Origin of the sequence: Neobacillus sp. NPDC097160, from assembly GCF_044762155.1 — a bacterium.
GTDB lineage: Bacteria > Bacillota > Bacilli > Bacillales > Cytobacillaceae > Neobacillus.
The window spans coordinates 12,843-34,962 of the sequence record NZ_JBIWDU010000007.1 but is presented as its reverse complement, the minus strand read 5'-3'; the positions used below and the strand labels follow the sequence as shown (position 1 = coordinate 34,962).

Sequence of the window (22,120 nt, the reverse complement as noted above, 5' to 3'; positions counted from 1 at the left end):
GGGGTAATGGTAGTGCAAAAGGATTTTTATGTTAAAAATCGTAATCGATTATATGAGAAAATGGAAAATGATTCGCTGCTAGTATTGTTTGCTGGCAAAGCTCCCCAAAAATCTGCAGATGAGGCATATCAATTTGTACCAAATCGTAACTTTTATTACTTAACAGGTATTGACGAACCCAATGTTATCTTGCTTGTACATAAAACCGAAAAAACAGCGGAAGAGTATCTATTTATTGAAAAATCAGACCCAATTTTAGAGAAGTGGGTGGGGAGGTCCATTTCAAAGGAAGAAGCTGAGAAGGTATCAGGAATCAGCAATATTCAATTTATTGAACAATTTGAATCCTTGTTAACTCGAATCCTATTTTCAAACCCGCTAATGAATGTTTATTTAGATCTTGAGAGAAGAGAATTAGATCTTGTAACGACAAAGGCTCAACAATTTGCAAGTAAAATGCAAGCAAATTATCCATTCGTGCAAATTAAAAATGTGTATCGTGATATTTGCGAGCAGCGTGTTTTTAAAACAGCTGAGGAAATAGAAGAAATGAAAAAGGCCATTGCGATTACCTATGATGGAATCAAAAACTTAATGAGCCATGCCAAAGCTGGCATGAAGGAATATCAGCTTGAGGCCTATTTTGATTTTATCCTTAAGACAGCAGGGGTAAAACACTATGCATTTCCTACGATTGTCGCCAGCGGCAAAAATGGGACCGTTCTTCACTATGAAAAGAATGATGCAACAGTTGAAGAGGGCAGTCTTGTCCTGCTTGATTTAGGTGCACAATATAACTATTACAATGCGGATATTAGTTATACATTTCCGGTGAATGGTAAGTTTTCGGAAAAACAAAAAACATTTTACAATATTGTATTAAAAGCATTAAAAGAAACGACAGAACTGATGAAACCAGGTGTCCCATTTGCCAAACTGAATGAGCATACAAAGAAAGTGCTAGCAGAGGAATGCATCAAAGTTGGATTGATCAATGAAGAAAGTGAAATCGGAAATTACTATTATCATAGTGTCAGCCACTTCCTTGGTCTAGATACGCATGATGTTGGCGATTATAAGGACTTAATCCTACAACCGGGAATGGTGTTAACTATTGAACCAGGCTTTTATATTGAGGAAGAAGGCCTTGGAATAAGAATTGAGGATGATGTATTAGTAACTGAAGAAGGTCATGAGGTGCTTTCAAAAGACATCTTCCGATCTGTTGAAGAAATTGAAGCATTTATGAAAAAATAGATTTGATAGGTGTAAAAACGAGTAGCTCATTGAGTTGCTCGTTTTTTATTTTAATATATTTTTCGAGTTGTAGGACACTCGTCATCATGATACATTTAGTTTAGTATTTTATTTGTTTATTAAACTTACGAAATAATAAAAATGCTCTTAAGTCAGAAAATTTTGAAAATAATCTAAAAAAATCACAAATTATCCTAAAAAAAGAACATTCAAAATCATTCATAAGATTCTTAAAATGAAATATAAGAAAACGTTTTCAACTGGGGGGAATCAAATGAATGGAGTAAAAAAAATAGGTCTTGTCATCGATTCTTTTTTCGAAAAATTCACATTACTATCGTTAGTTGCCTTAATCTTTGTTGTTACTACACAAGTTTTTACCAGGAAAGTTTTTAATTTTGTTTTCTTTTGGTCAGAGGAAATTACCCTTTTGTTACTAGCATGGTTTGCGTTTATGGCCATTGCCATTGGATTTCGAGAGTATATCCATTTAGGAATTGATTCGTTCACCAATCTTTTTCCAAAGAGTTTTAATAAGGTCTTAGATAAAATCATTAGTGCCTCCATCTTTGCTTTTGGTTTTTACCTTGTGGTACAAGGCTGGGACTTCACCGTATTGATGATGGAGTCAACACTTCCAGCGACAAAACTGCCAAGTAGTGTCACTTATGCAGTAATGCCGGTTACAGGTGTTATGATTTGTTTTTATTCGCTTTTGCAATTCTTCAATATTAATACAACTAGACACAAAGAGATAGAGGAGGGGATGTAACGTGGACAGCAACACGATTGGGATCATTATTTTACTTTCAAGCTTTGTCATTTTAGTCTTACTTCGTTTTCCAATAGCCCTTACTCTGATTGCATCGTCATTACTTACGGTCATTTATTTAGGGATTCCATTGCCGGTAGTTGGTCAGCAAATGATTCAAGGGATGAATTCCTTTTCCTTACTTGCGATTCCGTTCTTCATTTTGACAGGACAAATTATGAGTGAGGGAGGACTTGCAACGCGAATTGTGAATCTGGCCAGTTTAATGGTCGGAAGAATTCGCGGGGGACTTGCTATGGTGAACAGTGTCGCTGCATTGTTCTTTGGAAATATCTCCGGTTCTGCTGTTGCCGACGTTTCCTCTGTCGGGTCTGTTATGATTCCGATGATGAAAAAGAAGGGATACGAAGCAGACTATGCGGTTGGTGTAACGATTGCTTCCGCGATTCAAGGTGTAGTCGTCCCGCCGAGTCATAACCTTGTTTTATATTCGTTAGCCGCAGGTGGTGTTTCCATCGCAAGTTTGTTTATGGCAGGAATTGTTCCAGGATTTATCATGTTAATTTCCTTAATGATTACTGGTTACATTATTGCTAGAAAAAGAGGTTACCAAAAAGCCGATCCGGTTCCAAAATCTGAAATTGGCGGTATCATTCTTCACGGAATTTTATCATTAAGCCCTGCTGTCATTATCTTGGGAGGGATTATGAGTGGCTGGTTTACAGCAACAGAGTCTGGTGCACTAGCATGTTTATATTCCTTTATTCTAGCGTTTGTCATCTATAGAGAAGGAGAAATTTCTAATATTTGGAAAATATTAACACGGACTATGAGAACTGTTTCGATGGTATTTTTCTTAATTGCAGCTTCCGCATCCTTCGGCTGGATCTTAGCATATTTGAAAATACCAGCCATGGTTACCAACTTATTTTTAAGTATTTCTGATAATCCACTTATTATTCTATTAATCATAAATATTTTATTGCTGCTACTTGGGGCGCCAATGGATATGGCACCAATGATTTTAATTATGACACCTATCCTTCTTCCAGTCGTTACAAGCTTTGGAATGGATCCGGTACACTTTGGAATCGTTCTCATCTTAAATGCAGGTATTGGCTTATTAACACCACCTGTCGGAACCGTACTTTTCGTCGGTTGCGCAATAGGTAAGGTCTCGATTCAGCAAGGGACCAAAGCAATGATGCCATTTTTCTATGCTTTACTCATTGTTCTGTTGGTTATTACCTATATTCCTGAGGTTGTCATGTGGCTTCCAAATATGTTAGTCAAGTAACCGAAGGAATGGTGAATATAAAATAACAATTTTTAAGGGGGAACAGGAATGAAAGGGAAAAAGATTTCAGGAATTCTTGCTGCAACGCTTTTAATGGGAAGTATTCTAGCTGCTTGTGGAAAAGAGCAAACGGCTAGTACAAAAGATGGAGGATCGAAAGCAGAAGGACCAAAATATACCTTCCGTTTAGCCGATAATCAGCCTCCAGATTATCCAACAGTTGTTGGTGACAAAAAGTTTGCTGAACTAGTGGAAGAAAGAACAGATGGCCGTATTAAAATTGAAGTATTTCCTTCCGCGCAATTAGGGGATGAAAAATCCGTCCTGGAACAGGTTCAGCTTGGAGCAATTGAATTCACTCGGATCAATTCCAGTCCGCTGGCCGAGTTCAATAAAGAGTTTACAGCACTTGGTCTTCCGTATGTATTTGAAAGCGAAGAGCATTTATGGAATTTCCTAAATGGTGACATGGGAACTAAATTGTTAGATGGTTTAGAACAGTCAAAAATGAAAGGGCTTGCTTATTACGATTCAGGTTCACGTAGTTTTTATTCTACAAAACCGCTTAAAAGTGTGAAGGATTTAAAAGGACAAAAGATCCGTGTTCAACAAAGTAAAATCAATATTGATTTCATGGAAGCACTAGGGGCAAGTGCAACTCCAATGCCATATGGTGAGGTATTCAGTGCCCTGCAGACAGGAATCATTGATGGTGCAGAAAATAACATTCCAAGTTTAGACTCTTCCAATCACTATCAAGAAGCGAAAAACTTTATTTTAGACCACCATCAACGGATACCTGAAGTATTGCTAATTAGTAAAGCGGCATGGGATAAGCTTTCTAAAGAAGACCAAAAGGTTATTAAACAAGCAGCACTTGATTCAGTTAAAACACAAAGGGAAGAATGGGATAAGTGGGAAGAACGTTCCACTAAGAAGCTAAAGGATGCAGGTGTTACTTTTACTGAGGTGGATGATATGAAACCTTGGAAAGACGCCGTTAAACCTATGGTTGATGAATATACAAAAGAGTATAAAGATGTAATGGATGCAATTGAAAAAGCACGTCCATAAGCAATTGCTTGCACTATGCCTAGCAGGTAAATAGTTCCATTTACCTGCTAGGTCTTTTAAAATTATGAAAAGATAGGAATGAATATCAATGAGGAACTGGTGGAGAAATATAGCAGAATTCTTTGAACGAACTATTCTATTGAAAAATCAATCACTAATGATCAAGTTCTGTGTTTTCGCCAGTTTTCTGGTTATTTTTCCCGTTCTTTCAGTTGGTATCATTTCTTATAAGCGTTCATCGGTTGAGCTAGAACACGAACTTAGACAATCCAGCAGCCAGATTATTGATCAAGTGGAGTCGCATATTGAATATTATGTACAAGATTTTGAGATTACCAGTCTAAAAATCATCAACTCACCAGAATTATCAACACTTTTAAAAATGAGGACCACAGAAAGTAAAACACATTTGATTGAACCTACTCGGAACACATTAAAAGCTGCAGAGTACTCTAGAGCCGATATCTCCAATATCACCATCCTCCTTGATGACGGTCAAGTCATTGATACGCTTGGAAAGAGGAATTATTATCCTGCACCCAATATTAGAGAGGAATATTGGTATTCTTCAGTCCCCTTAAATGGGATGAGTATGATAGTTACGAGAAAGCTCAAATTAGCAAATAAGGAACAGCCCGTCATATCACTGGTAAGGAGGCTTTATAATCCTCAGACACTTATGCCAGTTGGTATGCTCGTGATCGATATCAATTTTAGAAGAATCGAAGAAATTTCTAACAAAGTCACCATCAGTAAAAATGGCTTTTTTTTCATTTTAGATGCGAATGGACATTATGTATACCATCCTGATTACAGTAAGCTTGGGAAAAAGGTGGAATACAAACAGCTGGCAAACTTAAAAAAAGAAGAAAACAGCACGGAAATTTTAAAAAACGAACGAAAGGATTTTGTTACCAATACGTTCTCACCAAACCTTGGCTGGAGATTTCTAACGGCAGTTCCATACAGAGATTTAACAGGTGGAATTGTTCAAATTGAAAAATCCATTTCGTTGACCATTTTGATCTCCTTAATCATTGCTTATATCATTGGTTTTGGATTCGCCACAAGCATCATTCGGCCTATCCGCCGCCTGCAGCATTTTATGAAGGAAGTGGAGATTGGGAATTTAGATGGCAGAGTTCAAGTAGATGCAAACGATGAAATCGGACAACTTACTGCTGGTTTTAATAATACAGTTGAGAAATTATCCAATTTGCTAGAAGAAGTATATATCTCAAAATTAAGAGAAACAGAAATGTCACTGAAGCAAAAAGAAGTGGAATTAAAAATGCTACAATCACAAATGAATCCGCATTTTTTATACAATTCCCTTGAAACCATTAGGGGGATGGCGTTGGAAGAAAATCAGGAAAATATCGCAACGATGTCTTATTCGCTTGGCAAACTACTCCGCTATAATCTAAATAATCATTCAGCTACCGTGAGTCTTAGAGAAGAATTGAATTTTTGTGAAATGTACCTGCAGATTCAAAAGTTTCGTTTCGAAGATCGATTAGAATACAGTCTCGATGTACCCCAATGGGCATTGGATCTTGAGGTGGTCAAGTTTTCACTACAGCCATTGGTGGAAAATTGCTTTGTTCATGGATATGGGCTAAATACGAGAAAAATTGAAATTGTCCTATCTGTATTCTGTGATTCGAAGTCTTCCTTTGGAATAAGCATTATTGATTCCGGTAAAGGAATAGAAGAACATAAATTAAAAGAAATCAAGAAAAGAATGGACTTAAAAAATCCTTCTAGTGATGGAGAAAATATTGGGATATTAAATGTCCAACAAAGAATTCATTATTTGTTTGGACCAGAGTATGGGATCACTATTCAAAGTAAGCAAGATTCAGGAACAGTGGTATGCATCCATTTACCAATTTTAGCTCATCATACGGAAGGGAAGGCGGAAGGATGAAGAGTATTGTATTAGTGGATGATGAGAGATGGGTTCGAACTGCTCTTAAGTGGACAATAAATAAGTTGAATCTTCCGTTGAAGGTGGTCCACGAATGTGAAAACGGATTAGAAGCGCTAGACTGGATTAAACAAAATGAGGCAGACCTGGTTATAACAGATATTCGAATGCCGATCATGGAGGGGCTTACGTTAGTCAAAGAATTGAGTCAATTAAAGAGAAAACAGGATGTTATGGTCATCAGCGTTCATGACGAGTTTCAGTTTGTGCAGCAATCTCTAAGAAACGGGGTTACCGATTATCTTCTTAAACCAGTAGAGGAAAATGAGTTAAGGGCGAGTCTTGAAAAGTGGCTGGATCAACAATCAATAGAAGAGACAACTAGGAATAGTGAGAAGAAGGTGGAAGAAAATCTTCCTTCATCGACAATTGAAAGGGTTTTACATTATTTCCAAAAAACACCATTAGACCAAATTACACTGAAAGATGCGGCAGAGCGTGTCCATATGAATCCTAGCTATCTCAGCCAATTGTTCAAACAACAATTAAACAAAAAGTTTGTTGATTATATCACTGAACTGCGAATTGAGGAAAGCAAACGACTATTAGTAAAAACATCGTTAAGAATGTCGGAGATTGCAGAACGAGTTGGTTACTCTGATTTGGCGTATTTTAGTAATAACTTTAAAAAAATTACTGGATTCTCTCCATCAGAATTTCGGAAATCAGCGATTTTTAAAATATAATATTAGTTGAGCCGGAACTATTTATTTCCGGCTCTTTTATTCTATGCAATCATATATAACTTTAGTCATAGGTATAAATAACTGAATATTTAAAATCTTAAAAAAACACAAATAGAACTAAAAATATTCCCTATTACCTATTTTCATCCATCTTCTACAATTGATAGTGTTGAAAGCGTTTTCTTTTAGAGGAAAACAGTGAAGGTGGTGGGTAGATAATGTCATAAACCAGGTAATACTTCTTTGTTAAGTATAGTATAACAGGAAAACGGGGGAGGAAAAGGAATGAAACGTTTCTCAAAAAAAGCTGCAACTTTATCGATTGCAGCATTGATGGCAACATCACTTGTTATTCCATATGCAAGTGCAGAACAAGGAAAATCAAATGGTAATAAGCAAAATGCACCTACAATTGAGGCGAGAGCTAAAAATATTCTTATAAAAGGGGAGAAGAAATTTAAAGATCTGAATAATAATGGAAGACTCGATCCTTATGAAAACTGGCAGATTCCAATTGACGTTCGAGTGAAGGATCTTGTTAAAGAGATGACCTTAGAGGAAAAAGCGGGAATGATGCTCATTACTGAGTTTCCAAAATTTCAAAACGATAAGTTAGTCCTGCCAAATAAGTTAATTGATCAAAACACACGCTACTATATTTTCCGTCAAACTCCCACCGCAGATGTAATCGCAGACTATAATAATCAGCTGCAGGAAGTAGCTGAGGGATCTAGGTTAGGGATCCCAATTGTTATCACTTCAAACCCACGGAATCATGCCTCAACCGATTATACGAATAGTAGTGAAGGGGCGGGGATGCATTCGTTTTGGCCAGGTCCTTTAGGATTAGCGGCAACTCGTGATGCCAGTCTTGTAAAGGATTTTGCTGAAACAGCCGCAAAGGAATGGCGGGCAGCAGGTATTCGTAAAGTTTACGGGTATACGGCCGATATCGCCACTGACCCACTCTGGGCAAGAATTGAAGACACATTTGGGGAACAACCAGAACTTGCTTCTAACATGATTTATAATGTCATCAAAGGTTTTCAAGGTGATGAACTTGGGAAAGACAGCGTGGCCATCACTGTGAAGCATTTCCCTGGTGGTGGTGCTCGTGATAATGGTTTGGATCCTCATTTTGTAGAAGGAAAATTCAATCCATATCCGACTGAAGGCAGCTTGCTTAAGTACCATATTCCAACCTTTAAGGCAGCCATCGCAGCTGGAGTATCGTCAGTAATGCCTTACTATGCATTTCCAAGCAATACGAGTGCTGACCAAGGATTGCCATGGTATAGTAAAACCCAGCAATTTGAAGAAGTTGGCTTTGCTTTAAATAAAGCAATCATCACAGATTTATTACGTGGACAGCTTGGCTTCAAAGGCTACGTTAACTCTGATACAGGCGCAGTTGGCAACAATGCTTGGGGTGCTGAAGGATTATCGCCAGAACAAAAATTTGCAAAAGCTATCGATGCCGGAACAAATATCATTTCTGGAGCATCCGATCCGACTCCAATTATCGATGCAGTTAAACACGGATTGCTTGCAGAAGAAAAAGTGGATGAATCAGTCACTTTCCTATTAACAGAGATGATGAAATTAGGTCTGTTCGAAAATCCATATGTAAATGCTCAAAATGCGCTTAATGTTGTCAACAATCCCGAATCACAGAAAAAAGCCGATGAAGCACACAGGAAATCACTCGTTCTTTTACGGAATGACAAAATTAATGGTGAAAATGTACTACCATTGAATGATGCAAAAATTAACAATGTCAAACTTTATGTTGAGATGTTCCCAGGTGGAAATGATGCAACGGCTACCAAAAAATTAAAAGAAACGATTCAAAAATACGATAAATCCATTACGATCACGAATAATCTTTCTGAGGCAACACATGCATTTGTATGGGTTCGACCTGTTCAATCCAATTGGGATAATAATCCACGTATCACAATAGGTCCAGAAACAGGAATCAATAATGTCGATCGAATTATTGAGATTCAGAAGAAGGTTCCGACGATTACTGCGATTAAATTCACGAATCCATGGTTGATTGATCAGATAGAGCCAAATGCTGCAGCTGTCATCAGTACGTTTGGGGTAAAAGCTGAGGCCATTGTAGACGTTATTCGTGGGAAATTCAATCCGACTGGAAAACTTCCATTCACGATACCTGCTAATAAAGCAGCAGTAGATAATGAAGTTGGCGATATTCCAGGGTATGTTGAAGACCCTTCCTATGTTTATAAAAATAAAAATGGAGATACTTATGGGTTTGATTTTGGTTTGACATATAAATAAGAATCGATTCTACTAAACTCTTTTCTGAATGAAATACTTGTAGAATAGCATAAAAAATGCTGCAGTCCAAAATAGACTGCAGCATTTTCCTTTTTTATAGATAAGGGCTTTCGTGTTTCGCTTTAAGCATATTCCAACGGCGTTCTACCTCATCATCAAACATCTGCAGCATACCCTTGCTATTTTCATTTAGCAAATGTTTTGTTTTCCCCATCAGCTTCAACCACTCAGAAACGGCTAAGCGTTTATTTTTAACTTCAGGATCATAGGTAATCGTTGTGATTCCGCGTTCCACTTCATAGAGAGGGAAGAAGCAGGAATTGACGGCAGCCTCGACAATTGTCTGGCCTAATTCATCCTTCGATTTCCAATTCAATGGACAGGTAATCAAAATTTTGCCGTAAACCAAGCCTTCGTTCTTCGCATACCATTGGGCTTTTGCAGCTTTCTTTAAAAGGTCGCGGTCAAACGCTTCGGTTCCTGTAAACACATATGGAATATGTGTGGCCGCCATGATTTGCGCAGTATCCTTGTGATGGAACGGCTTTCCATTTTGGAACGAGCCCACATTTGATGTGCTTGTCATATGTCCCATCGGTGTCGAATAGGAGAGCTGGCTGCCAGTATTCATGTAACCTTCGTTATCATATTCCAGGATGATCATTTTATGGTTCCTTAATGCAGTCCCGATGGCAGGGCCCATGCCAATATCCATGCCGCCATCACCCGTAACCATGACAAAGGTAAAATCATCGCTTAGACCTAAGTCAGCTAATTCACCGCGCCGTTTTCTTTCATGAAACATTTCCACAAGTCCTGATAGGGTTGCAGAGCCATTTTGAAAGAGATTGTGGATGTATGTTGCTTTATGGGCACTATATGGAAAACCTGTCGTCACAACCATGGCACATCCTGTATGGAATAAAGCGACAATATCTCCTTCAATTCCTTTAAAAAATAACTCCAGCCCTGAGAAAATCCCGCATCCTGGGCATGCCCCGTGTCCGGAGGCTAACCGTTTTGGTTTTTTCGTTAAGCTTCGTAATGGAGGAATTTTCACCTTTAGTTCACCGGTATTCTCATCAGGAGTTACAGTGATTAAACCGCTGTTCAAGTCTTCTTTTTTCATTGGATTTAAGACACGCTTTGGTGCTGCTTCAGACGTGCCGGGATTATGCCCAAAGTAGTCAAACGGCTTTTCCGTGAACCCGTTCTCGACTGCTTCCTGAGCTAATTTGAAAAAGTGTTCTGCGTCATCAGCATAAAAATCTTTACCGCCTAAACCGTAAATGCGGTTAATTACCTTTGTATTACCATTTCCAACAGTTTGCAACGCCGCTCTTAATTCGAGTGCCATGTTTCCGCCTCGGGCTCCGTAAGAGTCTGCCCTGTCCCCGACTGTCACCGCTTTTACATTTTTCAATACTTCCGCTAATTGTTTTTGCGGGAAGGGGCGAATCATATTTGGCGAGATAACCCCGGCTTTTATCCCTTGTAAGCGGAGCCGATCAGCAACGTCTTTACAAACCTCTGCAGCAGAATTCAACATAAAAACAGCCACTTCTGCATCATCCATACGATATAAATCAAGAATTGGATATTCCCGTCCCGTTAATGCTGCATATTCTTTCGAGATTCTCTCAAAAACAGCCTCTGCTTTATACATGGCTTCCGATTGTTGAAAACAGTTGTTAATATAGTCAGGTTCATTCATATATGGGCCGATTGTTACCGGATTCTCACGATCTAGGGCATGTGGGAAGTTTGTTGGTGCATCACCAATATACTTTTGAACATCTGCTCTGTTTTTTATAACATGAACCCGTCTTTTTTGATGGGATGTGAAATAACCGTCATACGATACGATAACAGGGAGCCGAACGTCAGCATCTTCCGCTAGTTTAATCGCAATGATGTTCATATCATAGACGATTTGCGGATCTCGAGCCATCAAGATGGGCCAGCCGGTATTTAAAGCAAAATATAAATCGGAATGATCACCGTGAATATTTAATGGTCCAGATATAGAGCGGTTCACCAGATTCAACACCATTGGGAAACGAGTTCCCGATTGAACGGGGAGTTGCTCTAACATGTAGAGAAATCCATTTGCACTTGTGGCGTTAAATACACGCCCTCCGCCAGTTGATGCCCCGTAGCAGATTCCTGCTGATCCGTGTTCTCCATCGGCGGGAATCAACACGATGTCATGCTCGCCTTTGGCTTTCATCCCATCAAGGAATTGGGCAACTTCTGTGGAAGGGGAAATCGGAAAATACCCCATAACATGGTAATTAATTTGGTGCGCTGCATAGGCTGCCATTTCATTGCCGGATTCAAAAACAACACTTTGTTCAGCAGTCCCCTTAAGTATGGGACCCTTTTCTTGTTCTGGATTAATGGACATGTTGATCCCGTCCTTTCCTTATTTTTGGATGGCCAAATCAAATAGATGTGGTACACGTTTCCTGTCTGCGTAGCCGTCATTGTATTCTCTTTCTCCCGTTAACGCCTCAACAGGGCAAGCCGTAACACATTTTAAACAGCCTTTGCAATATTGGTAGTCAATCCCTTGAAGAAACATTTGCTGCCGGCCCCGTTTGTCTGCTTTTTCTTCCCATACAAAACAAAAGTCTGGGCATGCCGTATCACAGGCTGCACAATTAATGCATTTCTCTTCATGAAAGTGCGGCAGCATTCCTGCACGAGAAATGCTCAAATCCTTTAAAATGCTGTTTCCGGGGTTTGTGATTGTACCGCCAATAGCATGCGTTTCATATCCAAGTAGTGGAATAGGTCTAATAAATGGTTTAGGTTCCGCTCCATCACCAAGAACAAATGTCTTGAATTCAACTTCATTGTAACCGCGTTCAAACGTACGGATATTTGGTTCCACAAGGTGCGGATACTTATTTTCAAACGTTCGGCGAATCGTTTGTTTCATCGACTCAGGGTCTAAGAAGTCCAAGATTCGATATAACGCTCCGAGCATGGCGGTATTGGCTTTTGTTTGTTCTTCTAAGGCGATTCCGGTAGCATCGACGATCGCGATCGTACCACTGGGAATTTTCATAAGATTCTTTAGTTCGTCTGGAGATTTTTGTGAATTCACTAAGATTGTGCTGTCGGGATAAATCCCGCTTGTACAATCGATGGTTTTAAAAAGGGCATCATGGAAAATGCCGACAACATGGGGGCGTTCAATTGGTGTGGTGTCTCGGATGTTTATTTCTGGGTCGCAAAAACGAATGTGCCCTTTCACAGGGGATCCTTTTTTCTCAGATCCGTAGGATGAAAAGCCGACTCCGTTCAGGCCGTTGCCGACAACGCCATCCTCAGAAAGCATTTTACCAGCCAAATTCGCTCCCAACCCGCCAATTGATTCAAGGCGGATTTCAAAAAAACCTAAGTCATTGATTTTTGGCAGTTTTGACAACTGTATTCCTCCTATCCGGCTTAAAATCAAAAGATTAAATATTATAAATTTTCTATAAATTATTGCATTTTTATTGTAACAGGATGCAAAACTAAATACAACAGTTTATTAGGCTAAAAACTAACAATTGGTATTTCTAAGCCCTTTTTGGCTGTTATTCACATTATTTTAGGAATCAGTATCTAATTCACAAACACATTGATATAGTACAGATACAAAATGTTGTATAACAGAATCAGCTGTAAGTGAACGAATGGATGTCATTCAGCACAATATACTATTAGGTGTTTGCCTTTATTGTTTTCTTCTAGCAAATTTTTCGTTTTCCTCTATGGGTTTGACCACATTTTTTGGGTTTGACCACATTTTTTTAAAATCATGGAGAGATCTGAATATTCAGTCCTAAATAAACATACATATTACTATCGATTGAAATCCACAACATTTCACTGTAATTCCCACATGATCATCAACTTCATTCAAGATTTACGTTGGTATTTTGTTGTTTTTTTAATTAGCCCCAATTTAATGTGAGGAGATGGTAATTTGTTTAATACATTGAAGGGTAAAACGGTAATCATTACTGGAGGTAGTAAAGGGATTGGAAAAGGAATTGCTCGTGTATTTGCTAAACATGGAGCGAATGTGGCGGTGGTTGCTAGAAATCTTGAAACTGCAAAGGCGAGTGCTGATGAATTAAACCGTGAAAATGGAAAGGTTGTTGCATTTACCGGTGATGTTCAAGATCGTGAATCAATGAAAGCAGTGGCATTTGAGATAAATGAGAAATTTGGAAGTATTGATGTGTTATGTGCGAATGCTGGGATATTTCCTTCAGCATCTCTTGAACACATGACAAATGAAGAGTGGGATACAGTTATGAATACGAATGCGAAAGGTACCTTCCACGCAGTACAAGCATGTATCCCTTATTTAAAACAAGCAGAATATGGTCGCGTTGTTATAACGTCATCGATAACTGGTCCTGTAACGGGTTATCCTGGCTGGGCACACTATGCGGCAAGCAAGGCTGCACAATTAGGTTTTATGAGAACAGCTGCATTGGAGTTAGCTGGTGATCAGATTACTGTAAATGCAGTGCTACCGGGAAATGTTTTTACAGAAGGATTAGAAGGTTTAGGGGATGATTATTTAGAAGAAATGGCCGCTGCGATTCCAATGAAAAAGCTAGGAAGCGTGGAGGATATAGGCTTTGCCGTCCTATTTTTAGCCTCAAAGGAAGCAGGTTTTATCACAGGTCAAACGATTATAGTTGATGGCGGACAAATTTTACCGGAAAATTAATGAAGAAATTGGAATTTTAGATATCAAGCAACATTATAAAAAAGGTTTCCATTCATTGCATAGTAGGTGGTAACAAATATGTCTTTATCCTTTGAGGAACGAAAAACAACTATAATAGAATCTTTAGATAAGGAAGAGAAAGTACAGGTACGGGTATTGGCCAATATCCTTCAAGTTTCGGATGAAACGATTCGCCGCGATTTAGACAGGCTTGAAAAGGAAGGGTTCCTAAAAAAGGTATATGGGGGAGCAGTCAAAACAAAGATCCATAGCTGGGAATTACCTTTTGATGAAAAAACAATGATTAATAAAAAAGAGAAACAAGCTATTTGTAAGGCAGCTGCTTTTCTGGTCGAAGAGGGTGACATCATTATGATTGGAAATGGGACCACTCCCTTAGATATCCTTCCATACTTAGCGGACAAAAATGATATCACCTTAATAACTCATTCAGTTCCGGTTATGCTCGGTGCAATGGATGTATTTAAAGGGCGCGTTATTTTTATTGGTGGTGAGATTGAAAGAAATCAGAAATACACAAGTGGCCCCCTTTCGGAAAGGATGCTCGAAATGCTCCAGGCAAATAAAGCTTTCATATGTGCGGGGGGGATTTCTACAGAAAACGGTATCACCGACTATGATATCAGCGGCTCCAGCATCTCTCGAAAAATGATGGAGAGAGCAGAGGAGGTTATCGTTTTAGCGGATCATACTAAGTTCGGAAAAACGACCTTCGCCAATATGTGTTCCTTAACAGATGCATCCAAGATTATCACGGACGAAAGCTGCCCTACGGAATGGAGACATTTATTAGCTGAAAAAGGAATCGAATTATTGATAGCCGATGAGGTCTAATTTAATGGCTGTGAGGATCAATTGAAATGGAAACAAACTAACCGAAATGGTTTTAGGGGAAATGAGGAGAAAAATATGGTTGAATTTGGAAGTAAAAAAGCAATCATTGACCAATCCATCCAATGGTGGAATCCGGGGAAAACAATTCAATGGAAAAAAGATGGTATTGACTTGGTTATGGGGAAACGGGAAGGGTATTACTTTTACGATATGGATGGCAAAAAATTAATGGATGTCCATTTAAATGGAGGGACATATAATCTAGGCCATCGGAATCCTGAAATTATCGCTGCTTTGAAAGAAGCATTAGATGAGTTCGATATTGGAAATCATCATTTTCCAGCTATGACCCGTGCCATGCTTGCTGAGAAATTGTCGGAAAGTACACCTGATAGTATTCAGTATACGGTTTTATCTGCTGGTGGTAGTGAAGCCATTGATGTTGCCTTAAAATGTGCTAGATATACCACGAAACGAAAAAAAATCGTCTCCATTATTAATGGTTATCATGGCCATACGGGACTTGCTGTATCATTAGGAAATGAACGTTATTCACGTCCGTTTTTGAGTGAAGGTGATCCCTCAGAGTTTATTCATGTTCCATTCAATGATTTGGATGCCATGGAGAGAGCACTAATTAACGAAGATGTTGCTTGTGTCATTATTGAAACAATCCCTGCAACATACGGATTTCCACTTCCTGAAAAAAGATATCTTTCTACTGTTAAACAAATGTGTGAACGATATGGGACCTTATATATTGCAGATGAGGTGCAAACGGGTTTAATGCGGACAGGAAAGCTTTGGGGGATTGAACACTATGGGGTTGAACCTGATATTTTAGTTACCTCAAAAGGTTTCAGTGGCGGCATTTATCCGATCGCGGCCACAGTGGTCAGCAAACAGGCGGGGAATTGGATGAATGAAGACGGGTTTGCCCATATCTCCACTTTCGGTGGTTCGGAATTAGGCTGTATTGTTGCTATGAAGGTATTAGAAATAACAAAGCGCAGGGAAGTAAAGCAAAACGTTGATTTCGTTGCACGATATTTACGGACCGGTTTAGAGACGATTAAGAATCAAAATCATGACTTTTTTATCGGCATTCGCCAATTGGGTGTTGTCATGGGGCTGGAGTTTAGCCATCCACAAGGCGCTATTTTTGTCATGCAACATCTTTATAAAAATGGTGTATGGGCAATCTATTCCATGCTTGATAATAAAGTCCTCCAATTTAAACCTGGGTTGCTTTGCGATAAAGAATATTGTGATGAGTTACTTTCAAAATGTGAACTTAGTATAAAACAGGCTGCGAAGATGGCCTATAGCTATAGCTAGGCCTTAGAAGGGAGTAATAAAAATGAGCAATTCCTCTGTTGATTCTTTACAAGAATCGTTGGATAAATTTAATCAAATTGCAAATGTGGCGATCCGTTTATATCCCCTTCTAACTAAATCTACTATTCAACTATTAAATTACTCTGAGAATGCTACCTATCTCGTAAAAAAAGTTGAAACTAGTGAAAAATATATTTTACGAGTCGGCCGCCCTGGATACCATACAAAACCAGAGGTGGAAAGTGAGCTCGAGTGGTTGAAATCCATCGATCAAGATTCATCCATTCAGGTTTCATTGCCGATTTTAGGCGGTAATGGCGAATATATTCAAGTAGTTAATCATGAAAATGAGCCATATTATTGTACCCTCTTCACGTTTTTAGAAGGCGATGCCCCGAGTGAAGAAAACGAAAGTGAACTAATTAGCCAATTTGAGAGGCTTGGGGAGATTACCGCGCAATTACATGAACATAGTATTAATAATTGGGATGTACTCAATCATATCCAGCGGATAACCTGGGATTTTGACACCATTCTAGGATCAACACCCAAGTGGGGAAGATGGCAGGATGGTATGGCGATTACTCCTGAACGAGTGGACCTATTCACAAAGGTATCCGAGAAAATTAATACAAGACTGGAGAAGTTCGGAAAAGAACCTAATCAATTTGGCTTAATTCATTCCGATCTACGTCTTGCCAACCTCTTGGTCGAAAGGGAACAAATTAAAGTCATAGATTTTGATGATTGCGGATTTGGATGGTACCTCTATGACCTTGCTACCTCTATTAGCTTTATTGAACATAAACCCTATGTACCAGCACTAATTACCTCTTGGCTAAAAGGGTATCGAAAGGTTCGCTCTCTGTCCAAAGAAGAGGAGCTTGAAATACCTACTTTTATTTTGATGCGGCGATTACAGCTAATCGCATGGGTAGGCAGTCGTGATAATGAAACAACGCGAGAATTGGGAAGCGGGTTTACAGAAGACACCGACAATTTGGCAAAAAAGTATCTGCAGGAAGGAAAATTGTAAGTAACTTTTATCAATATGCTTTTTACAGGTGGTGAAAAAATGGATGCCGATTTAGTTGAAAAGATTACGAGAATGGTACTTTCGAAGCTAGAAGAATATTCAGTTCCACCCAACCTGAAAGGAAATAACACTTGGAACGATCAAACTTCATCTTTAAATGAGAGTCCAGAATACCCACCACTTTCCGAGGAGGATCTAAAAAAATGGAGTGATATTGCATCAACCATTGGGTTTTCAAAAAGAACGGAAGAAGTACCTTTCCATCTGATGCCACTTAAGAAGGAAGAGCTAAGGATTTGGAATGAACTATCCGCATCAATTGGATTTAGAAGTGATGCTCCGTCAGTTAAGGAGAAGCAGTCTGATTACCTTCCCCTTACGGAGGAAGAGGTAAAAAGCTGGAGTCAATTGGGGGTACCTAAACCTGTTTATTCAGTTAAGGAAAAAAATAATGGACGGGTGAAATTTTTTCCACACAACTAATGAAGGGGTGAATTCCATAAGAAAGGAGTGATCACCATTATTGCGTTTGATGAAGACTTAAGTTCAATCCAAGAGATGAGAAATGTGGTAAAACGAGCGAAAGTAGCTCAAGCCAAGTTTCAGCAATTTTCACAGGAACAGGTCGACCGTATTGTGAAACTTGTGGCAAATGCAGCTTTTCAGGCATCCGAGGCATTAGCAAGAATGGCCGTTGAAGAAACGGGCATGGGTGTTATCGAACATAAAAAAATCAAAAACGATTTAGGATCGATGGGCGTCTACGAATCCATTAAGGATGAGAAAACAGTTGGAGTAATTGGGGTGGATCATCAGAAAAAGATTACCGAAATTGCCTATCCATTTGGTATCATTGCTGGTATTATTCCAACAACAAATCCAACCTCTACAGCATTTTTCAAAACGCTTATTTCCTTGAAATCGCAGAATGCCATTGTCGTCAGTCCACATCCATCGGCAGTTAAGTGTACCGTGGAAGCATTAAGGGTCTGCAGCCAAGCAGCTATTGAAGCCGGTGCCCCGGAAGGATTAATCGGCTGGATTCCAAAACCAACCATGGCAGCAACTTCTGAACTTATACAGCACAAGGATATTCAATTAATTTTAGCAACGGGCGGCAGCGGGTTGGTACGGGCAGCATATAGCTCCGGAAAACCTGCATATGGGGTCGGGCCTGGAAATGTACCTGTTTATATTGACCGCTCAGCTAATGTGAACCGGGCTGTCAAAATGATTGTTGATAGTAAAACGTTTGATAACGGAACAATTTGTGCAACTGAGCAAGCGATGGTTGTTCATAAAAATATCAAAGAAATGACGATTAGAGAGCTAAAAAATAATGGTGGCTACTTTTTAAATGAATCTGAGAAGATATTGGTTGAAAACGTTATTTCCCCAATAAGAGGAAAACTGAATCCATCAATTGTTGGGAAATCAGCAGTAAAAATCGCTAAAATGGCGGGTGTTGATGTTCCTTCGGGGACACGAATCTTAATTGCCGAGGAGGACCTTATCGGTAAGGAAATCCCATTTTCAATTGAAAAACTATCTCCAATATTTGCTCTATATACAGTAAATAGCATTGACGAGGGAAAAAGAATCTGTCTAGATTTATTAAATATTGGCGGAAGAGGACATAGTCTCGCGCTTCATACCAACGATGAAAAAGTCGCCCAGATGTTTGGAATAGAAATGCCTGTTTCTAGGATTTTGGTCAATACTCCGGCATCCATTGGTGCTGCAGGAGCCACGACAGGATTAACTGTTTCGTTAACACTAGGATGCGGATCATATGGTGGGAACATTACCGGGGATAATATCACGGCTCGTCATTTGATTAATATTAAAAGAATCGCCTATGGAATTAAGGATGTCTCCATCCCAAATCCAACACATTCTGTTATTTCTAAAGTTGATGAAATGGATGGCATTAATGAAATTGTCGAACAAGTATTAAAAAAAATAGACGGAACTGCAGCAGGAATTCATCCAGGAACACTTACCGAATTGGTCAAAAATGTTATGGAGCAATACCAAAATCATAAACCTACAAAATGGATTTAATTGAAAATTAGGAGGAATGTTGCATGGCAATTAATGGCGCACTCGGCATGATTGAAACAAGAGGTTTAGTTGCTTCACTAGAAGCAGCGGATGCAATGGTAAAGGCGGCAAACGTAAATTTAATAGGTAAGGTCCATGTCGGCGGTGGGATTGTGACCGTACTTGTAACGGGTGACGTGGGGGCAGTAAAAGCAGCAACGGAGGCAGGAAGTGAAGCCGCCGGGCGGGTAGGTGAGATTCTCTCTGTTCATGTTATTCCACGCCCACATAATGAACTGCAAATGATTTTACCAAAATTTGAAGGATAAATAGCTCATGTAAACTTTTAAATGTTTAAAGTGAGGCTTATAGGATGAGAGAACTAAACTCACAACTAATAATAAAAGAAGTATTAAGACGGCTGCAAGAGAGACAAAATAGACCTCTAACCATTCCCATAGGGGTTTCGGCACGGCATTGTCATTTAAAGGAAAAGGATGTAGAAATTCTTTTTGGAAAGGGTTATCGGCTAACGAAAAAGGCAGATTTATTACAGCCAGGACAATTTGCGGCAAATGAAGTTGTTACAATTGTAGGGCCCAAGGGGTGCATCGAGAGGGTTCGGGTTCTAGGGCCATTGCGAAGGTCAACACAAGTGGAAGTAAGTCAAACTGATGCGATTAAGCTTGGTTTGAATCCACCGATACGGGAGTCAGGAAATCTTCAAGGTTCTTCACTGGTTACCATCGTTGGTCCAAAAGGGAGTATTTACCTTGAAGAAGGATTAATCATAGCACAAGCACATATCCATTTGCCGCCAGAAAAGGCTTACCAGCTTGATGTGAAAGACGGAGAATATGTAAAAGTGGAAATCGATCATCCGATGCGCCCTTTAAGCCTTGATAAGGTACGGATTAGGATTTCGGATAACTATGTATTGGAAATGCATATTGATACAGATGAAGCTAATGCAGGTTTTGTTAAAAGTGGACAGAAAGGGAAAATAATTAAAACAGGCAGAACCTGTGAGGAAACAGAAAATGGTATGGGAAGTACTAAGGAGAATGAAATTTTAAGATGTAGCTTTGTGGTCGATTTTCATGAAAAGCTTTTAACGAAAGCGATTATTGATGGTTGGAAGAAAAACATTATTAAGGTTCAGCCTAATACGATTATCACTCCTCTAGCGCGAGATGCGGCAAAAGAAAGGGGAATATCGATAGTAATGAATGATACTGGAAGGGGTGAGGCCGGTGACAAAGGCATTAGGAATGATCGAAACGAGAGGGTTGGCTACCTCGATTGAGGCTGCAGATGTGATGTTAAAGAATTCTTATGTCCAACTTGTACAGCAATCGATGGTGGATGCTGCACTTGTAACAATTCTAATAGAAGGAGATGTAAGTGCTGTAAAAGCTGCGGTCGAAGCTGGAGCAGAACTTGCGAAAAGAAGGGGAGCTCTAGTTGCCTTCCATGTCATCCCTCATCCTGATTTGGGTACAAATCAATTAATCAGAAATCAGCAGGATGATGGAAATGCATCAAAGAAAACGGACAAAAAGTCTCAGGTAAATGAAACAAATGTAGAAAAAGAAAAAAATTAAGTTAAAGAAAATAAGTAGTTTCATCGCAAACTTATTTCATCTGGAGAAGGAGGTTTAGTCATGTCCTTCAAACGAAAAAAATTTGTTGTCATTGGAGCAGGATACACTGGAACGACCATCGCCCTTATGATCGCACAAAAAGAATTGGGGGACATTGTCCTTTTTGATATTCCTGCTATGGAGAACCCAACTAAAGGAAAGGCATTAGACCTGCTGGAATCAAGTCCTGTCCAGAAGTTTGATTCTTCGATTATTGGTTCTTCTAAATATAAAGATTTACAAGATGCTGATTTCGTCATCATTACTGCGGGTGTACCGAGAAAAACAGGAATTAGCAGGGATGATTTGGTAGCAATAAATGAGAAAATAATCAAAGAGGTATCAGAAAATATCGCTGACTTTGCTCCTAATTGTTTTGTATTAGTATTAAGCAATCCAGTAGATGCGATGACATATGTTTGCTACAAAACGACAGGTTTTCCGAAAAATCGGGTGATCGGACAATCTGGGGTGCTCGATACAGCAAGGTTTAATACATTTGTAGCACAGGAATTAAATATTTCAGTCGAAGATGTTTCAGGGATTGTTTTAGGAGGGCACGGAGATACCATGGTTCCTTTAATCCGCTTTTCTTATGCGGGAGGGATTCCTTTAGAAAGAATTCTTTCGGAAGAAAAGATAGCAGAGATCGTCGAGCGTACACGAAATGGCGGTGGAGAAATTGTTAGTCTTCTCGGTCATGGAAGTGCTTATTACGCACCTGCTGCTGCAATCGTGCAAATGGCAGAAGCAATTGTTAAAGACAAAAAGAGAATTCTGCCTTCTATTGCCTATTTGGAAGGTGAATACGGATATAAAGACATTTATCTAGGAGTTCCCACTATACTTGGAGGGAACGGTGTAGAAAGTATTATTGAATTTCCTCTGACTCCTGAAGAAAAACAGGCATTAGACCTTTCAGCCCAATCAGTAAAAAGCGTTATTAACCTATTAAGATTTAAAATAAATTATCTTAATATTTAGATTTTTTTGGAGGTGAAAAAAAATACAATTATTGAATGATCGTTCTTTTGAAAGCGTTTCAAAATACGACTAGAATTCAGGAAAGATAGAAGAATGG

General features: G+C 39.2%; 18 protein-coding genes and 1 pseudogene. 17 read left to right on the top strand and 2 right to left on the bottom strand.

Annotated elements, in window-relative coordinates; translation table 11 throughout:
• The first annotated feature begins 12 nt into the window (after window positions 1-12).
• The 7 genes from ACIQXV_RS11425 to ACIQXV_RS11395 all read left to right on the top strand — a co-directional run bounded on the left by ACIQXV_RS11425 (window position 13) and on the right by ACIQXV_RS11395 (window position 9,383).
• A complete protein-coding gene (locus ACIQXV_RS11425; protein WP_402958855.1) occupies window positions 13-1,257 on the top strand; it encodes an aminopeptidase P family protein in 1,245 nt (414 codons plus the stop codon).
• Window positions 1,258-1,531: 274 nt separating this feature from the next.
• Complete coding sequence (locus tag ACIQXV_RS11420) at window positions 1,532-2,029, top strand: TRAP transporter small permease (protein ID WP_402958854.1); 498 nt, start codon at window positions 1,532-1,534, stop codon at window positions 2,027-2,029.
• 1 nt (window position 2,030) lies between these two features.
• Window positions 2,031-3,326, top strand: coding sequence for a TRAP transporter large permease (locus ACIQXV_RS11415; RefSeq protein WP_402958852.1), 1,296 nt, complete (start codon window positions 2,031-2,033; stop codon window positions 3,324-3,326).
• 48 nt (window positions 3,327-3,374) lie between these two features.
• Window positions 3,375-4,400, top strand: a complete 1,026-nt coding sequence (locus ACIQXV_RS11410; RefSeq protein ID WP_402958850.1) for a TRAP transporter substrate-binding protein — start codon at window positions 3,375-3,377, stop codon at window positions 4,398-4,400.
• Window positions 4,401-4,488: 88 nt separating this feature from the next.
• On the top strand, window positions 4,489-6,330 hold the full coding sequence (locus ACIQXV_RS11405; RefSeq protein ID WP_402958849.1) for a sensor histidine kinase: 1,842 nt from the start codon (window positions 4,489-4,491) through the stop codon (window positions 6,328-6,330).
• The gene (locus tag ACIQXV_RS11400) at window positions 6,327-7,076 is read left to right on the top strand and encodes a response regulator transcription factor (protein WP_402958847.1); all 750 of its coding nucleotides are present in this window, start codon (window positions 6,327-6,329) and stop codon (window positions 7,074-7,076) included. Before ACIQXV_RS11405 ends, ACIQXV_RS11400 begins: the two co-directional genes overlap by 4 nt.
• A 285-nt stretch (window positions 7,077-7,361) precedes the next feature.
• Window positions 7,362-9,383 carry a glycoside hydrolase family 3 protein gene (locus ACIQXV_RS11395; protein WP_402958846.1) on the top strand — a complete coding sequence of 674 codons (2,022 nt, stop codon included), beginning with the start codon at window positions 7,362-7,364 and terminating at the stop codon, window positions 9,381-9,383.
• 94 nt (window positions 9,384-9,477) lie between these two features.
• Here ACIQXV_RS11395 and ACIQXV_RS11390 read toward each other — a convergent pair whose 3' ends face one another.
• Together ACIQXV_RS11390 and ACIQXV_RS11385 are read right to left on the bottom strand one after the other, a co-directional pair.
• The gene (locus ACIQXV_RS11390) at window positions 9,478-11,790 is read right to left on the bottom strand and encodes a thiamine pyrophosphate-dependent enzyme (RefSeq protein ID WP_402958844.1); all 2,313 of its coding nucleotides are present in this window, start codon (window positions 11,788-11,790) and stop codon (window positions 9,478-9,480) included.
• A gap of 18 nt (window positions 11,791-11,808) precedes the next feature.
• Complete coding sequence (locus ACIQXV_RS11385; RefSeq protein ID WP_402958843.1) at window positions 11,809-12,819, bottom strand: 2-oxoacid:acceptor oxidoreductase family protein; 1,011 nt, start codon at window positions 12,817-12,819, stop codon at window positions 11,809-11,811.
• 546 nt (window positions 12,820-13,365) lie between these two features.
• On the opposite strand from ACIQXV_RS11385, the gene fabG reads away from it, so the two are divergent.
• From fabG to mdh, 10 genes and pseudogenes are all read left to right on the top strand, one after another.
• Window positions 13,366-14,124, top strand: a complete 759-nt coding sequence (gene fabG, locus ACIQXV_RS11380) for a 3-oxoacyl-ACP reductase FabG (RefSeq protein ID WP_402958842.1) — start codon at window positions 13,366-13,368, stop codon at window positions 14,122-14,124.
• A 78-nt stretch (window positions 14,125-14,202) separates the two neighbouring features.
• The gene (locus ACIQXV_RS11375) at window positions 14,203-14,979 is read left to right on the top strand and encodes a DeoR/GlpR family DNA-binding transcription regulator (RefSeq protein WP_402958841.1); all 777 of its coding nucleotides are present in this window, start codon (window positions 14,203-14,205) and stop codon (window positions 14,977-14,979) included.
• A 75-nt stretch (window positions 14,980-15,054) separates the two neighbouring features.
• Entirely contained in the window at window positions 15,055-16,317 is a 1,263-nt protein-coding gene (locus ACIQXV_RS11370; RefSeq protein WP_402958840.1) for a class-III pyridoxal-phosphate-dependent aminotransferase, read from the top strand.
• 22 nt (window positions 16,318-16,339) lie between these two features.
• On the top strand, window positions 16,340-17,353 hold the full coding sequence (locus ACIQXV_RS11365; protein ID WP_402958838.1) for a phosphotransferase enzyme family protein: 1,014 nt from the start codon (window positions 16,340-16,342) through the stop codon (window positions 17,351-17,353).
• 39 nt (window positions 17,354-17,392) lie between these two features.
• Entirely contained in the window at window positions 17,393-17,836 is a 444-nt protein-coding gene (locus ACIQXV_RS11360) for a hypothetical protein (protein WP_402958836.1), read from the top strand.
• Between the two features lie 75 nt (window positions 17,837-17,911).
• Window positions 17,912-19,417 carry an aldehyde dehydrogenase family protein gene (locus tag ACIQXV_RS11355; RefSeq protein ID WP_402959244.1) on the top strand — a complete coding sequence of 502 codons (1,506 nt, stop codon included), beginning with the start codon at window positions 17,912-17,914 and terminating at the stop codon, window positions 19,415-19,417.
• 23 nt (window positions 19,418-19,440) lie between these two features.
• On the top strand, window positions 19,441-19,725 hold the full coding sequence (locus ACIQXV_RS11350) for a BMC domain-containing protein (protein ID WP_402958835.1): 285 nt from the start codon (window positions 19,441-19,443) through the stop codon (window positions 19,723-19,725).
• A 44-nt stretch (window positions 19,726-19,769) separates the two neighbouring features.
• Window positions 19,770-20,396: pseudogene (gene pduL, locus ACIQXV_RS11345) on the top strand (phosphate propanoyltransferase); the annotation flags it as partial.
• 253 nt (window positions 20,397-20,649) lie between these two features.
• Complete coding sequence (locus ACIQXV_RS11340) at window positions 20,650-21,000, top strand: BMC domain-containing protein (RefSeq protein ID WP_402958833.1); 351 nt, start codon at window positions 20,650-20,652, stop codon at window positions 20,998-21,000.
• A 60-nt stretch (window positions 21,001-21,060) separates the two neighbouring features.
• Window positions 21,061-22,023: a malate dehydrogenase gene (gene mdh, locus ACIQXV_RS11335; RefSeq protein ID WP_402958831.1), complete on the top strand. Its 963-nt coding sequence runs from the start codon at window positions 21,061-21,063 to the stop codon at window positions 22,021-22,023.
• Window positions 22,024-22,120: the final 97 nt, after the last annotated feature.